The organism is Pseudidiomarina aestuarii (assembly GCF_003987355.1).
Classification (GTDB): domain Bacteria; phylum Pseudomonadota; class Gammaproteobacteria; order Enterobacterales; family Alteromonadaceae; genus Pseudidiomarina; species Pseudidiomarina aestuarii.
This window is the reverse complement of record NZ_PIPR01000001.1, coordinates 365874-381370: the sequence shown is the minus strand read 5'-3', so window position 1 is coordinate 381370 and position 15497 is coordinate 365874. Positions and strand designations below refer to the sequence as shown.

Below are 15497 nucleotides of genomic sequence, written 5' to 3'. Positions count from 1 at the left end.
AGCCATTAACCATTAGCCAGTAACCATTAGCATTCAATCAGGAGTTAATATGAAGTTTTTACCTTTAGTTGTCGCTTTAGCGCTTATCCCAGCAACCGTTGCATTTGCTGATGAAAAACGTCCTGATCACTTTGAAGGTGAGGCATCGCCAACCCTAGATGCAGCTATTGAAAATCTCAGTGTCTACAATGCGAAACTGCAAGCTATTATCGGCAAGTCAAACTTGACGGCCACCGATATGGCTGAAATTCATCAACTCACCTATACCATTGAGGTCGCTTTAGCTCGCTTAAATGAGGAAGTTGAAACCATGCAAGAGCAAGTGGAAGTAGTCCACTTGAGTTCTGAACGGATGGAATTTGACCAAGTACAAGAAACTGGCACCAACTACCTCGAGAATATTGCTAAGATTGCTCCACCGAAGCAGTAATAGAGACACGTTATGACACGCCAATCGTTTACCAGTACCGCCACATATATTGTGGCGGAAGATCTTAGCTTAGCCGTAAATGCCGCGGTAACATTGGAAAAGCCGCTGCTCTTAAAAGGTGAACCGGGGACCGGTAAAACTCGACTTGCGGAAGAACTTGCTGCCAGTCTCAATGCTCCCCTGTTACGGTGGCAGATTAAATCGACGACCAAAGCACAACAAGGCTTGTACGAGTATGATGCGGTATCAAGACTGCGTGATAGTCAGCTAGGTAGCGATAAAGTTCACGATATTAGCAATTACATCAAACCAGGTAAGTTGTGGCAGGCATTTACTGCTGAGCAGCGCCCGGTTCTGCTCATTGATGAAATCGACAAAGCCGATATTGAATTCCCAAATGACTTGTTGCATGAACTCGACCAGATGGAATTTCACGTCTACGAAACGGGCGAACAGATCGTGGCGCAGCAACGCCCGATTGTCATCATCACCTCTAATAACGAAAAAGAATTACCTGATGCCTTTTTACGCCGGTGCTTTTTTCATTACATCAAGTTCCCCGATGCCGATACTCTGCGCGACATCGTTCAAGTCCATTACCCGGATATCCAGAAGCAGCTCTTGAGCACTGCACTCGAGGTCTTCTTCGATGTGCGGCAGATGCCCAACGTTAAGAAGAAGCCCTCAACCTCTGAGCTAATTGATTGGTTGAAGCTTTTATTGGCGGAAAAGATCACTCCTCAACAACTACAGGAGACCAAGCAAAAAGGTGGTCTCATGCCCTTGTTCGGCGCCTTGTTAAAGAATGAGCAAGATGTCCAACTAGTCGAGAAGTTGGCATTTATGGCGCGTCGTCGTGATGGCTCGTAGCAACTCTCTCTTATGCTAATCGAATTCTTTCTCTGCTTGCGCAAGCACGGCGTTCCGACAAGCCTGACGGAACTCCTCGATTTGGTGAACGCCATGGAACGTCAACTGGTATTCGCCGATGTTGAGGCGTTTTACCATCTAGCGCGCTTGATTATGGTGAAAGATGAAACTCAATATGACCGGTTTGACCGCGCTTGCGCAGAGTATTTTGAGGGTGTTGAACAAATTGATATTGCGTCGAGCATACCCGCCGAATGGCTTGAACGCAGTATGCAAAAACACCTGAGTGATGAGGACAAAGCAAAACTAAAAGCCCTAGGCGGACTTGATGAATTGCTCAAAACCTTTCGCGAGCGTCTGCAAGAACAGCAAAAACGACATGCTGGCGGCAATAAGTGGATAGGCACAGGTGGCACGTCACCATTTGGCGCCTATGGCTACCATCCTGAGGGAATTCGGATTGGCCAAGATGGCAGTAACGCCCGTCGAGCCGTAAAAGTTTGGGACAAACGCGAATTCAAAGACTTAGATACCGACGAAGAGCTTAATAATCGTTCCATTCAATTAGCGTTGCGACGTCTCCGGAAATTTGCTCGAACCGGAGCGTTAGAAGAATTGGATTTGGATGAAACCATCCGCGCCACTTCAAAAAAGGCCGGCTTACTTGATTTGCAGTGGCAGCCCGAGCGCCATAATGCCATGAAAGTATTGATTCTCTTTGACGTTGGCGGCTCAATGGACGACCACATCTTTGCCTGCCAACAACTCTTTGCCGCTGCTCGAAATGAGTTTAAACACCTTGAGTTCTACTATTTTCATAACTGCGTATATGAATCCGTTTGGAAGCAGAATAATCGCCGCCACACCGAGAAGCTCTCAACACTTGACCTTATTCATCGCTTTGGTCGCGACTACAAACTGATTTTCGTCGGTGATGCCACTATGGGGCCCTATGAAATCGCCTACCCAGGTGGCAGTGTTGAACATTGGAATGAAGAACCGGGTGAAGTGTGGATGCGCCGTCTACTGAATCATTTTACCAATGCCGTCTGGCTCAATCCGCAATTACGCGAACACTGGCATTGGCATCACTCCATTGACATGCTGCACGAGATAATGGGCGGACGCATGTATCCTCTCACTGTTGCCGGACTCACCGAGGCGATTGCTGCGCTGTTGAAAAAGTCTGCTGCTACCGGCCTTTCGGTCGAATAAATAGTGGCGTGACACACCTATTTGAATTAGCTAGTATCGGTTTCTTAACAAGAAAAACGATACTTCAAAAGGAACATTTCGGTGTCACAACAATCCCCTTCTGCCGCTGAGAACGGCGGCTTTATTGCGTTTGTCGAACGTGTCGGACGACGAATTCCAGATCCCGTTATTATCTTTATTTACTTCCTAATCGGTGCATTAGTGCTGACCTGGGCAATTGGTGGCCTTACCTTTACAACCTATGGTGGCGATGGTCAGCCGATTAATTACGAAATTCGAAATATGTTGGCCGCGGAAAACGTCGTATGGCTTTTTGACAACGCTCTTCTAGCCAATTGGCTAGGTTTTGGTGGTGGTGTACTTGGCGTTATCTTGATTGTGATGCTTGGTGTCGGTGTCGCCGAACACTCCGGATTATTCGCGGCTATTCTGAAGAAGGTTTCGCGCGGACTCCCAATGAATTGGTTACCTTTGTTCCTGGTTTTCATTGGTATTATGAGTTCTATTGCCACAGATGCTGGCTACCTAATCCTCATTCCTTTAGCGGGTTTACTCTACGCCGGTTTGAATAAGAATCCATTGATTGGCATGGCTGCAGCCTTTGCCGGCGTCTCAGCTGGATTTAGCGCGAACTTGATTCCAGCGACGCCTATCGACGTCATTATCGGCGTCAATGCTAAAGTTTTTGCCGAAGCGCAAAACATACCTTTTGTGAATGCTGCGGGCGAAGCGCTGACTCCCGCCACAATGAACTACTACTTTATCTTGGCTTCAACCTTCGTTCTGGGAATTGTCGGTGCTTGGGTTACTCTAAAGTTTGTGCAACCACGGCTCGAACAAAAAGCTTTTACCGTGCCTGACGAACTCAAAATCACTGACTTTGACGTCACACCGGAAGAAAAGAAAGGCTTACGGGCAGCTGGTATAGGTTTGCTGCTCGCTCTGCTTGCCATTTATGGGCTTGCTGCAGGACCACTTGCACCTTACACCACCGCAGAAGGCACAACGGTAACGCCATATCTAAACAATGTAATATTACTCATCACCTTTGTTTTTATCGTGATCGGTATCGCATTCGGTGTGGCAAGTGGAAAATTTAAGGGCTTGCCTGATGTCGTCCGCGCTATGGTCAAACAGATGGATACCATGGGCTATATTCTGGTGCTCACATTCTTCTGCTACAACTTCTTGGGTGTGCTCAGTCACAGTGGGTTGGGCGCCTACATCACCTATCTCGGTGCCACTTTACTGACCAACCTCGGCTTGCAGTCTTATCCTGTGTTGTTATTACTTGGCTTTATTGTGGTTACCGCGCTGATCAATCTCTTTGTCGGTGGTTTAACTTCGAAGTGGATGTTACTGGGCCCTATCTTTATTCCGATGTTGTACCTAGTAAATAGCGAAATGACGCCCGATTTAGTGGCAGCTGCGTTCCGCTTAGCCGACTCATCGACCAACATCATCACACCGATGATGAGTTATGCAGGCATTATTCTTGCCTTTATGCGCAAATACAATCCGCAACTCACCTTTGGGGAAATGATTGCCATGATGCTGCCCTATTCTTTGGCATTTATGGTGGTCTGGAGTGCCCTGCTCGTCGCGTTCTTTACTTTAGGTATTCCATTGGGCTTTTAATGCTGGCTAATACTGCACACATTTCAAGCAAACAAACGGGTGTAGGTGAAAAACCACTTGCACCCGTACCGCCAAATGACTAATATAGCGGCCGTTCGCGCTTGCGAACTTCTGCTTTAGAATGTGCGTCCGTAGCTCAGTTGGTTAGAGCACTACCTTGACATGGTAGGGGTCGGTAGTTCGAGTCTACTCGGACGCACCACTTTCTCGCTTTATTTACCGACATTCCAATTTGGCTTGCGCTTCGCAGGCGGCAATAGCTGCGCTTTCATCACCGCGTTCCATGCAAAAATCGAGGCGAATAAGCTTAGTTTCTGCAGCATTAGGACGCTCGGTTCTGTTGACCCAGTCCCAACTACGAACCAACTTCGGTGCAGAAAACTTCATTTCACGACTCGGCACACCGCTAACCAGTTCAATCGCATCTGTAACACCGTCGCTATCCACTTTAACTTCTAATACCGCGCAGCCGGTAATGCCATCCATCGCCAATTCAATTGGATACGCAACTGGAAAATCCTTTTCGCGAGACCACAAAGCCTGTTCCGCAGCGGGGTCAAGCTGACTGAGTTTGACATGCGCGCTACCCGCAACCTGCGCATGGACCCCAGGTACAGCAATTAGCCCCAAGAATACTGCCGCAGTACTCAGCATTAATCGTTTCATTTAATCTGACCTTTTTGTTGATTTTCTGAGTCAAGATTATACGCCTGACTATTAATTATCAACGAGTGACTAAATAAAGATTAACAAATATCCTCAATTTAAATTCGTCGACCTTGTAGAACGCGAATCACGATAACGACCAGCGCTACAACTAAGAGAATATGGATAAAACCACCTAGCGTGTAAGATGACACCAGACCTAATGCCCATAATATGATGAGTAAAACAACAATTGTTTCTAACATAACGGCGTTCTCCAATGAATAAACTATTAACCCTCCGTAGTTTGCTCAACCTCTATGCTTTGTTCAGTGTGTTAACGCACATATAGATATTTTTTTAAGTAAGGTTTAAGCAAAATCGAAACCATGAATCTGTGTGCGTTAACGCACAGTTCCTGCTTTCCGCGACCTGTACTCTGATAAATTAAGACCTAGAAAGGATCGGAATTATGTCAGACTCCAATCGGTTAATTACGAATAAAACTAATGGCTTCCTCGGTATCCATTCTCCCATCGAGAATAGTATTCTGCAGATGCTCTCTGTAGACGTGCAGCAGCGAATTCTGCCCTATCTCGAACTCGTTGATATGCCATTGGGAAAAGTACTTTATGAATCTGGAGAGTTACTCCGCCATGTTTATTTCCCAACCAACTGTATTGTATCGCTCCTCTATGTTTTAGAAGACGGAGCATCAGCTGAAATATCAGTTGTCGGACACGACGGTTTGGTAGGCGTTTCGCTGTTTATGGGAGGCGGTAGTACAACCAGTCGTGCTGTAGTGCAAAGTTCAGGGTTTGCCTATCGATTGCCACGGCTCCGCATCAAAGATGAATTTAACCGACATGGTGAATTGATGTTACTGGTATTGCGCTACATTCAATCATTGTTAACTCAAATGGCGCAAACAGCTGTCTGCAATCGTCACCACAATATTGAACAACAACTCTGTCGGTGGTTGTTACTATCACTGGATTTACTCAAAGACAATCATTTGGTCATGACTCAGGAATTAATCGCCAATATGCTGGGGGTTCGTCGCGAGGGAGTGACCGAAGCTGCAGGTTGTCTGCATAAACAAGGTGTGATTGATTATAGCCGAGGTCATATTATGGTTACTGACCGTCCTAAGCTTGAACGTCTTTGTTGTGAATGTTACGCAGTCGTTCGAGCAGAAACCGCACGTTTGATGAGCTGAAAGTCGAATAACAGTAACAGCGACACCTAACTCATCAAGACTAGTTGCTCGCCGTCACTGTTATCGATGGTCTTTTAAAATACTAGACCCTTTGCTTCAACGCTATTGACACCGCGAACATGCTCAGCGAGTTCAATCGCTAACGCTTTCTCGATGCCACTACTTACTAAACCGTCGAGAGTAACCACACCCTTGTTGGTTTTTACACCGATATCGAAACCTGATACATTTCGCGAATAGAGCAGACTAGATTTGACCTTAGTGGTTATCCAGCTGTCCTCTATCATCGTATTATCTGCTGTTTTGTCTTTACCATAAGCATGCCCAGTCATAGTTTTTTCACTCACCTGAAGTTCATTTCGGACAGAGCGCACACCTTGGGTATCAAGAGCTAGCTTTTGAGCGAGCTGTTTCATTTGTTGAGTGGCAACATTACCGGTCAATTCAACATGACCATTTTCAGTCACAACAACCATATCCATACCGTCAGAATGTTTACTCCATAATAGTTTTGATTTAATTGCTGCGTTGATTTCCGCATCGCTAACAACGTCTGCATAATCACGAACATCATTAGAGCTCGGACGTTGGTAATTGCGATCGACAACAATACGGTTATCAACACTATCTACGCCATCAACACCATCAGCAATAGCGCCGGCGAGTTCTTTATGAATCTCATCAGAGACATTACCGGTCAGAATGGCTTTACCATCGAGAACTGAAACTTGAAGCCCATGCGTCTGTAAATATGGACTTAAAGCATAAGTCGTAGAAATCTGCGCTTCTTGGCGCGCGTTCATTAGTGATTCTTCGAGCGTGATCTTGTCAGATGCTTGAACGTTGCTAAAGCCAAGCGCTAGAGCTATTGCCGAAGACACTAATACATTTGTCGTTAAAGTACGCATACTATATTCCTCACCACTAGGGCCAAATATGCTGACGGCCCAAATATATGGCCATCAGCATCGAGCTAGACTGGGTCTAACCTTATTTATTTAGAAAACGATTTACTTGCGTTTCAGCTGCGGAATGGCTGATGTCATAACGTTTCTCAACCAAACCAGCTAGGCGCTTTGGATCACCATTTGATTGCAACAACTCAGCTTCACTAAGCTTTTTCCACTCAGTTTGAGCAGATGGCACACGCTGCTGCCATTGCTGTTTACTCGGGTTGGCTTGCTGCTTTACCTGAGTTTGTTGCGGACGGGTAGAATCAGCATTTTTCTGCGTGTCCGGCATACCAATAGTTTTGCCTTGAGCAGTTTTGCCGCTATGGTTTTCGTTAATATGAGAACCGTCTGGACGTTTATCTTGTGTTTTCATAACTACCTCTATCTTAATCAGCCGACACTAAAATGTGTTGGTTGTGGACAGAGTCTGCAGGATTATTGTGGGGAATTCGGTACGGTAACGCACATAGGATGTTTAGCTTGGGTAAAGTTCTAACTCCTCGAAAGTGTTTTAATGAGGTGCCAACCAAATTTGGTTTTCACCGGACCGTGAACTTCTAAGGTAGGTTTACTAAAGACAACTTTATCGAAAGCGGGAACCATTTGACCACGACCAAACTCACCCAGATCACCGCCTTTCTTAGCTGACGGGCACAAGGAATATTTGCGCGCTAGGTCCCCAAACTTGGCACCTTTTGCTAATTGCTGTTTCAGCTGTTCTGCTTCGGCTTGGGTTTTCACTAAAATATGTAAAGCGTGCGCGCGAGCCATGAGCTCTCCTAGAATCTGTCAGAACTATTGAAGTCTACACAAACCATCCGTCCCAACCAATATCTCTGATACAATGCCCGCAACTAAATGTAGCCAATACAAAGCCACCAATAAGTGATCGTAAGCATGTCTGATTCAAACACTAGTCCACGCAACTTCACTGAATTGAAGCTCTCGCCAGCCCTGTTATCAAGCTTGAGTGAAGCTGGATTTCAGCATATGACCGAGGTACAAGCATTGAGCTTACCGGTCATCTTGGCGGGCGAGGACGTTCTTGTTCAGGCAGAAACAGGATCGGGCAAAACAGCCGCCTTTGCACTTGGGATTTTGGCAAAACTCAACATCGGAATATTCGCACCGCAAGCGCTGGTGTTGTGCCCTACCCGCGAATTGGCAGAACAGGTCGCAGAAGCCATACGAACATTGGCCAAGTCAATGGCGAACGTGAAAGTATTAACGCTCTGTGGTGGCGTTCCGGCACGCAATCAAATAGCTTCGCTCGAACACGGGGCTCATGTGCTCGTGGGGACGCCTGGGCGAATCCTCGATCATGCGAATCTGCAGCGTATCCAATTCGATCAGATAGCTACGTTGGTTTTAGATGAGGCCGATCGGATGCTAGAAATGGGCTTTCAAGACGAGATTAACGCTCTGATTGCGGCAACACCAGCGTCACGCCAGAGTTTATTATTTAGTGCCACCTATCCAAACAAAATTGAACAGTTGACGGCTCGTGTCAGCAAGAACGCGCGATCCATTCAAGTCGCCTCGACTCAAGCCGCTACGAGAATCACTCAACGATTTTATGATTTAGCGGATACCGCCGCTGCACAAGCAGTCAACCAACTGCTTCTTGATCAGCAACCGGGTAATTGTATGGTGTTCTGTAACACCAAAGCAGAAACGCAGGCAATCGCCGATAAGCTGCACGGCAAAGGTCACAGTGTGCTTGCCTTGCATGGTGATTTGGAACAGAAAGATCGTGACCAAACGATGGTGCAATTCACCAACGGTAGCGCTCGCGTTTTGGTTGCAACCGATGTCGCTGCACGCGGCCTTGATATCGCCGAACTCGATTTAGTGATTAGTGTGCACATGGCTCACGACACCGATACCCATACCCACCGTATTGGTCGTACCGGACGTGCAGGTGCTGAGGGCCTTGCGGTTACCCTCATTGGCCCACAAGACGACTACAGACTGCGCTTACTCGAAGATACCTTCGCCGAGCCCATCAAACTGCAGCCACTGCCACACCCAGCAGCCGGACGCATACCGTTGCAAGCAGAACTCGTAACGCTACAACTCAGTGGTGGCAAGAAAGACAAATTACGTCCTGGTGATATTGTTGGTGCACTCACTCGCGACAATAAACTCACCATGGCCGACATCGGCAAAATCAAAGTTCAAAGTCAGTGGGCGTTTGTCGCTGTCAAAAAGTCTTCTGCCAAGCATGCGTTGACCCTAATCAACAACGACAAAATCAAGGGCAAGCGCTTTCGCGCCCGCGCGCTGTGATTTTGCATGTATGGGATTCTCCGAAAACTGTTTGAAAACTAATGTCATCGGTGGCGGTGGTTGTTATTATCAATACCAGTTTATGTTGATAAGTAGGTCGTTATGAATCCATGTGTGGTGATTGGCGCGGGTCCCATGGGACTGTGCACGGTGCGTCGACTGAAGGAACAGAACCTTGATGTGATTGGGCTGGAAGCGCATACAGATGTGGGAGGTTTGTGGGATATCGATAGCCCCACCAGCACTATGTATGACTCGGCGCATTTGATTTCATCAAAGCGTATGACGGAATATAGCGACTTCCCAATGGCGGACCATGTCGCGACCTACCCTAAACACGACGAATTGAAGGCCTATTTTCAAGATTACGCACGTCATTTTGGCTTGTATGAGCATTATCGCTTCAATAGCACGGTAGAGAGAATTGAGCCACAAGACGATCAGTGGTTAGTCACCTATCGCCAACACGATGACGTTCATACCTTGTTAGCAAGTTCAGTTTTACTCGCAAACGGTACCCTGCACAATCCAAACCGGCTAACGTTGAAGGGTGATTATCGTGGCGAGATGATGCATAGCTGTGATTACCGCAGCGCTGATATTTTTGCTGGTAAACGCGTATTGATCATCGGTTGCGGTAACAGTGGCTGCGACATCGCGGTTGATGCTGTGCACCGCGCCAAAAGCGTCGATATGGTCGTACGCCGTGGCTATTACTTCCTCCCGAAATTTGTGGCAGGTCGCCCCATTGATACGCTCGGCGGCAAAATTAAGCTACCGATGCGCCTAAAGCAAGTCATCGATGGATTGTTAGTGCGACTACTCACCGGCAAACCCAGCCATTATGGACTGCCCGATCCAGACTATCGGATGTATGAATCACATCCGGTCATTAACACCCTGTTCTTGCATCATATTGGTCATGGTGACATTAAAGTTCGCCCAGCTATTGAGCAACTCACAGACAGCGGAGCAACATTTAAGGATGGCGAAAGTGCTGATTATGACCTTATTTTGCAAGCGACTGGCTACAAGCTGCACTATCCATTTATCGAAGCAAAGCATCTGAACTGGAACGGCCATGCTCCGCAGCTTTATCTGAATATCTTCAATCCCCAGCAGCATAATTTGTTTGTGATGGGAATGGTTGAAGCGGCTGGTTTAGGTTGGCAAGGGCGTGACGAGCAAGCTCAGTTAGTCGCTGCGGTTATTCGTCAGCAACGAGATAACCCGCAACGAGCGAGAACCTTCTTTCAACGAGCACAAGAACATGTGCAACAACGTATTGACGGTGGTATGCACTATCTCGACCTTGAGCGCATGGCGTATTACGTGCATAAAGACACTTATCTCAAAGCGCTAGCACAAGAAATGAAGCTGATTGGACACGAGGCATAAATGTCTGCTGCATCATTGTTTGTCTTGAATGCTGTACTAGCATTGATGATGTTTGGCATCGCGTTAAGTTTAAAAGCAGACGACTTTAAACGTGTAGCTCGGGCGCCAAAGGGGCCGCTAGTCGGATTAGTTGCACAGTTTTTACTCTTACCTGCACTCACCTATGTGGCCGTCTCGCTGATTTCTATGCCTGCCGAAGTGGCGCTCGGTTTGCTTTTAGTGAGCTGCTGTCCCGGCGGTAGCTTCTCCAACTTAATGACATACTTAGCCAATGGCAATACCGCCATGTCGGTGAGTATGACTGGTATTGCTAGCTTACTGGCCTCTGTACTCACCCCTCTGAATTTCATGTTCTATGCAAGTTTGAATCCGCACACGGATGCGCTTTTAAAAGCCATTGATGTCTCGACCTGGGATATGCTCACTATTGTTGTCTTAGTGCTAGCGATCCCACTAACTCTGGGGCTTCTGTGTGGTCGTCGATTTCCACATTTCGCGGCCACCACCGAGCAATTTTTTCGAATCGTTTCGCTTATCGCATTGCTGGGATTTGTCGCCATTGCACTGTGGTTAAACTGGGATAAGTTCATTGCTGGCGCAAGCATCTATTTGCTTTTCGTTGTTGCCCACAATGCACTAGCGTTAAGCCTAGGATGGGCTTCTGCTCGACTACTCGGGTTGCCACAAGCAGATCGCCGTGCCATCAGTTTAGAAGTTGGTTTGCAGAACTCAGGTTTAGGACTGGGAATTATTTTCACGTATTTTGCAGCCCAAACAGAGATGGCCATCATCGCGGCCGCGTGGGGAATTTGGCATCTAATTTCAGGTCTAAGCTTAACTTTCTTTTGGCAATGGCTGGATCGTCGGCATGGAAACGCATCAAGGACAGCAACGAGATGACACTCAATATCCTGATCACAGGTAGTGAAGGCTATATTGGCCAAGCTTGTATTGCTCGTCTGCAATCACAGCACCAGGTTGTTGGCGTTGATATTCGCCCAGCGAACGCACAGCCCTACCCTTATTATCGGGAGGATATTCGTTCAGCGCGACTTGCCGATATTATGCTGCAACACCAAATCACACATGTCATTCATTTAGCCAGTGTCATGCAAGCCAGCGACAATCGTGAACGCGACTATGACATTGATGTGAATGGCACCCAAAATGTCGTCGAATCCTGCGTGCAAGCCAATGTTCAGCATCTTACTGTCACGAGTAGTGGCGCCGCTTACGGATATCATGCCAACAATCCAATGTGGTTAAGCGAATCCGACCCATTGCGCGGTAATAAGAGCTTTGCTTACAGTTATCATAAGCGTCTAATCGAGGAAATGCTCGCCGATTATCGGTTAGAGCAACCGCAGTTAAAACAGCTCGTATTACGCCCAGGGACTGTTCTTGGTGCCCAAACGAAGAATCAAATTACCGATTTATTTGCCAAACGACGTTTGCTTGCCATTAAAGGTTCAGAGTCGCCATTTGTGTTTATTTGGGACCAAGATGTCGTCAATATCATTCATGACGGCGTAACCGCGAGTAAAGAAGGTCAATATAATCTTGCCGGTGACGGCGCCATGACCATCAGCGAAATCGCTGAAGCGCTGAACAAACCGTTACTGACATTGCCACCCTGGCTGCTTAAATCTGCACTGCGGCTCGGCCACAAAGTTGGCCTGACGCAATACAGCGCCGAGCAAATTGATTTTTTACGCTATCGTCCCGTGTTAGCCAATGAACTTTTGAAAGCGTCGTTCGGCTATACACCACAAAAAACTTCAAGAGAGGTATTTGCTTTCTTTCTTGAACACAATCCTGAGTATCGCTCATGACACCCCCTGACTCGAAACCCATAGCGCTGATTACAGGCGCTGCATCAGGGTTAGGATTGGCATTGGCGCAGCGATTAAGCGCTGATTACTCCCTTGTTTTAGTGGATATCAATGCTGCAGCCTTGGAACAACATTTCAGCGACGGAACAGCCGTCGCACTACACGCGTTAGATTTATCAGACCGCGCTGCAGTCGCCACTTGGTTGAATCATCAAGCCAGTGAGCTTCCGCGTTTAGACCTGCTGATTAATAATGCTGGAATTACTCATCGTTCGTTAGCAACAGCAACTCAGCTCGACGTCATTGAGCGAGTGCTTGCGGTCGATTACCTCGCGCCGGTGCAATTCACGCAAGGGCTGCTGCCTTTGTTGCAGAAAAGCAGCGGCAAAATCGTCAATATGGGATCCATGGCAGGTTGGATGCCAGTATTAGGTCGAGCGGGCTATTGCGCAGCTAAATCTGCTCTCACTCAGTATTTTGAAACGTTGCGCGCTGAAATCGCTGATACACCCGTATCTATTTTGATGGTTTATCCGAGCTTTGTGGATACGCCCATTGAGCACCACGCCCTTGATGGGCAAGGTTTGGTCGCCAAGCATCCACGCTCTATGGTCGGTAACATGCGCAGCACTGAATGGATGGCCGAGCGCATCGAACGCGCTATCTATAGCAACCGCCAACGCCTATTCCCCGATCGCTTTACCTATTTCGCAAGCTTGCTCTACCGCATCACTCCGAGTCTTTATCTTCGACTCATGCGTCGCCGTTTGCGTGTTGAGCTCGAGCACAAGCACTAGACACCGATATCTTCATTCCATAAGTCGGGTCGCGCCGCAATAAAGTCTTTCATGAGTTGAATGCACTCAGCGTCCTGCCTCACTTCAACCTCTATGCTTGCATCTCGCAAGCGTTGTTCGGCGCCCATAAACGTCTGATTTTCACCGACAATGACTTTACGTATACCGTATAACTCAATCGCTCCAGAACACATGCAACATGGAGACAACGTGGTGTAAATGACACTATCTCGATACACCTGAGCACTCTGTCGCCCAGCATTTTCTAGTGCGTCCATTTCACCATGCAAAATGGGACTGCCCTGCTGCACACGGCGATTGTGTCCACGGCCGATAATCTCACCTTGGTAGACCAACACCGAACCTATCGGAATGCCACCTTCGGCAAGGCCTTGCTTTGCTTCTTCGATAGCCGCCTGCATAAATAAATCTGTATCACTCATCAATGTATAGTCCTTACAATCATTCGTTACGAGTCAGTAAACAAGAGTTCGTACAATTGAGTACAACACGACCGGGCTTTTTTGCAACTACTTCAATTCATAGGGACAGGTTATACCTGTTACACTAATCCTATAAATGAATCGATGTTGTGAGCGCTTCTATGCAAACCGACAATAGCTATGCCAATACCTTTGCCACGGATAGTGATGCTGAGCTGGTGCTACCAAGCCATCCTGCCCAAGCACGCGAGCCGCAGTGGTTAGCATTTAATGCCGAGTTGGCAGGTCAGTTAGGTATACCTGAATCACTGCATACCACGGCAGCGGGCTTGGGGTTGTATAGTGGTACCGAACTACCTGATTGGATTCAACCTGTGGCGTTGGGTTATGCAGGACATCAATTCGCCAACTTCGTCCCTCGCCTTGGGGATGGTCGAGCGCTGTTGCTGACCGAGATTATCGCGCCGGATGGCGAGCGGTTTGACCTGCAACTCAAAGGCTCTGGCACAACACCCTTTTCTCGCGGCGGTGATGGTAAAGCACCACTGGGTCCTGTCATGCGTGAATTCCTCGTCAGTGAGGCTATGCATGCCCTTGGGGTGCCAACCACGCGTGCATTAGCAGCAGTCGTCACCGGTGACTGGGTTCAGCGCGACGAGGCGCAGCCAGGAGCCATCATTACGCGCGTTGCAAAAAGCCACCTCCGCATTGGTACCGCACAATTTGTTGCGCACAAGATTACCCAAGGGGCCGATGAGTCCTTGCGGCAGGCATTTGCAGATTATGTGATTGCACGACACTATCCACTATCGAAGGACCGTAAGCATCCCTATCGTGCACTGTTGCGTCAAATCATTGATCAGCAAGCCCATACGGTAGCCCTGTGGATGAGCTTAGGCTTTGTGCATGGCGTAATGAATACGGACAATATGACGCTCAGTGGTGAAACTATTGATTATGGCCCCTGTGCATTTATGGAAAACTACGATCCAAATGCGGTCTTCAGCGCCATCGACCGAGCTGGCCGCTATGCTTACCAAAATCAACCCGGCATTGCGCTTTGGAATTTGGCACGACTGGCAGAGGCATGGTTACCGTTATTAGCGAAGTCAGGAGAATCACAGCAACAGCTAATCGAAGCGGCAACCGAGTTAGTGCATGAATTTCCAATCCGCTACGAAGCTTACTACGATCAAAAAATGGCTTTTAAACTGGGCTTAAATAGCGTTACTGCGGAAACTCAAGCGCTCACGCGTGATTGGCTTTCTTTGCTTCAAGATCATGCTTTGGATTACACGCAGTCATTTCGTCAGTTAGCTGATACGCTTGAGACCAATGTGGAGCACTTCGAAAAAATGCAAAGCTGGGCGGCTTGGCAACAACGTTGGCATAAATTACTCACGCTACAGGGGGACTCAGACGCTGTCGTCAGTGCGCGTATGAGACAACATAATCCAGCAGTTATTCCACGCAATCATTGGGTTGAGGCGGCCATAAAGCAGACTGTAGCTAGCGGGGACCTTACTATTTTCAATGAGCTTACTCAGGTTCTTCGCACGCCTTATGACGTCGTTCCGCTGGAATTGTCGCGCTATGCGGAGCCAGCAGCTCCCGAGAAACGCGTGACGCGTACCTTTTGCGGAACCTAGTTCACACCAACGCGAGAGAGATACTTTTGAAATAAGTTTGACTTCGCTGCGAATGAGCGTACAGTGGGCGGCGTTGGTTAAGAAACAGCAAGTTAAATCTCCTCTACGTCGCATTACTA

Annotated in this window: 17 protein-coding genes and 1 tRNA gene; 12 read left to right on the top strand and 6 right to left on the bottom strand. The window is 47.7% G+C overall.

The window, feature by feature from the left end:
• The first annotated feature begins 49 nt into the window (after window positions 1-49).
• The 5 genes from CWE22_RS01735 to CWE22_RS01715 all read left to right on the top strand — a co-directional run bounded on the left by CWE22_RS01735 (window position 50) and on the right by CWE22_RS01715 (window position 4355).
• A complete protein-coding gene (locus tag CWE22_RS01735) occupies window positions 50-430 on the top strand; it encodes a DUF6746 family protein (RefSeq protein ID WP_169929681.1) in 381 nt (126 codons plus the stop codon).
• Window positions 431-442: 12 nt separating this feature from the next.
• Entirely contained in the window at window positions 443-1300 is an 858-nt protein-coding gene (locus CWE22_RS01730) for an AAA family ATPase (RefSeq protein ID WP_169929680.1), read from the top strand.
• Window positions 1301-1312: 12 nt separating this feature from the next.
• Window positions 1313-2515, top strand: a complete 1203-nt coding sequence (locus CWE22_RS01725) for a vWA domain-containing protein (RefSeq protein ID WP_169929679.1) — start codon at window positions 1313-1315, stop codon at window positions 2513-2515.
• An 81-nt stretch (window positions 2516-2596) separates the two neighbouring features.
• The gene (locus CWE22_RS01720) at window positions 2597-4153 is read left to right on the top strand and encodes an AbgT family transporter (protein WP_169929678.1); all 1557 of its coding nucleotides are present in this window, start codon (window positions 2597-2599) and stop codon (window positions 4151-4153) included.
• A gap of 125 nt (window positions 4154-4278) precedes the next feature.
• Window positions 4279-4355, top strand: a tRNA-Val gene (locus CWE22_RS01715).
• Between the two features lie 14 nt (window positions 4356-4369).
• Here the strand turns inward: CWE22_RS01715 and CWE22_RS01710 are convergent.
• Complete coding sequence (locus CWE22_RS01710; protein ID WP_169929677.1) at window positions 4370-4819, bottom strand: energy transducer TonB; 450 nt, start codon at window positions 4817-4819, stop codon at window positions 4370-4372.
• Between the two features lie 98 nt (window positions 4820-4917).
• A complete protein-coding gene (locus tag CWE22_RS01705) occupies window positions 4918-5064 on the bottom strand; it encodes a lmo0937 family membrane protein (protein ID WP_169929676.1) in 147 nt (48 codons plus the stop codon).
• A 290-nt stretch (window positions 5065-5354) separates the two neighbouring features.
• On the opposite strand from CWE22_RS01705, the gene CWE22_RS01700 reads away from it, so the two are divergent.
• Window positions 5355-6017 (top strand): Crp/Fnr family transcriptional regulator, encoded by a 663-nt coding sequence (locus CWE22_RS01700; protein ID WP_244595997.1) that lies wholly within the window; start codon window positions 5355-5357, stop codon window positions 6015-6017.
• Between the two features lie 74 nt (window positions 6018-6091).
• On the opposite strand, the gene CWE22_RS01695 is transcribed toward CWE22_RS01700, so the two are convergent.
• The 3 genes from CWE22_RS01695 to CWE22_RS01685 form a co-directional block, all read right to left on the bottom strand.
• Window positions 6092-6925 carry a BON domain-containing protein gene (locus CWE22_RS01695; protein WP_169929674.1) on the bottom strand — a complete coding sequence of 278 codons (834 nt, stop codon included), beginning with the start codon at window positions 6923-6925 and terminating at the stop codon, window positions 6092-6094.
• Between the two features lie 82 nt (window positions 6926-7007).
• A complete protein-coding gene (locus CWE22_RS01690; protein ID WP_169929673.1) occupies window positions 7008-7343 on the bottom strand; it encodes a hypothetical protein in 336 nt (111 codons plus the stop codon).
• A gap of 119 nt (window positions 7344-7462) precedes the next feature.
• Window positions 7463-7741: a peptidylprolyl isomerase gene (locus CWE22_RS01685; protein ID WP_169929672.1), complete on the bottom strand. Its 279-nt coding sequence runs from the start codon at window positions 7739-7741 to the stop codon at window positions 7463-7465.
• A 126-nt stretch (window positions 7742-7867) separates the two neighbouring features.
• On the opposite strand from CWE22_RS01685, the gene dbpA reads away from it, so the two are divergent.
• From dbpA to CWE22_RS01660, 5 genes are all read left to right on the top strand, one after another.
• Window positions 7868-9259, top strand: coding sequence for an ATP-dependent RNA helicase DbpA (gene dbpA, locus CWE22_RS01680; RefSeq protein WP_169929671.1), 1392 nt, complete (start codon window positions 7868-7870; stop codon window positions 9257-9259).
• A 102-nt stretch (window positions 9260-9361) separates the two neighbouring features.
• Complete coding sequence (locus CWE22_RS01675; protein WP_169929670.1) at window positions 9362-10657, top strand: flavin-containing monooxygenase; 1296 nt, start codon at window positions 9362-9364, stop codon at window positions 10655-10657.
• The gene (locus tag CWE22_RS01670) at window positions 10658-11557 is read left to right on the top strand and encodes a bile acid:sodium symporter family protein (RefSeq protein WP_169929669.1); all 900 of its coding nucleotides are present in this window, start codon (window positions 10658-10660) and stop codon (window positions 11555-11557) included. It begins immediately after the preceding gene.
• On the top strand, window positions 11554-12489 hold the full coding sequence (locus CWE22_RS01665; protein ID WP_169929668.1) for an SDR family oxidoreductase: 936 nt from the start codon (window positions 11554-11556) through the stop codon (window positions 12487-12489). Before CWE22_RS01670 ends, CWE22_RS01665 begins: the two co-directional genes overlap by 4 nt.
• Window positions 12486-13286: an SDR family NAD(P)-dependent oxidoreductase gene (locus tag CWE22_RS01660; RefSeq protein ID WP_169929667.1), complete on the top strand. Its 801-nt coding sequence runs from the start codon at window positions 12486-12488 to the stop codon at window positions 13284-13286. The genes CWE22_RS01665 and CWE22_RS01660 overlap by 4 nt, the downstream gene beginning before the upstream one ends.
• On the opposite strand, the gene CWE22_RS01655 is transcribed toward CWE22_RS01660, so the two are convergent.
• On the bottom strand, window positions 13283-13729 hold the full coding sequence (locus tag CWE22_RS01655; protein ID WP_169929666.1) for a nucleoside deaminase: 447 nt from the start codon (window positions 13727-13729) through the stop codon (window positions 13283-13285). The genes CWE22_RS01660 and CWE22_RS01655 overlap by 4 nt on opposite strands.
• Before the next feature lie 161 nt (window positions 13730-13890).
• Between CWE22_RS01655 and CWE22_RS01650 the strand changes: the two genes are divergently transcribed.
• Complete coding sequence (locus CWE22_RS01650) at window positions 13891-15378, top strand: protein adenylyltransferase SelO (RefSeq protein WP_169929665.1); 1488 nt, start codon at window positions 13891-13893, stop codon at window positions 15376-15378.
• The last annotated feature ends 119 nt before the right edge of the window (window positions 15379-15497 follow it).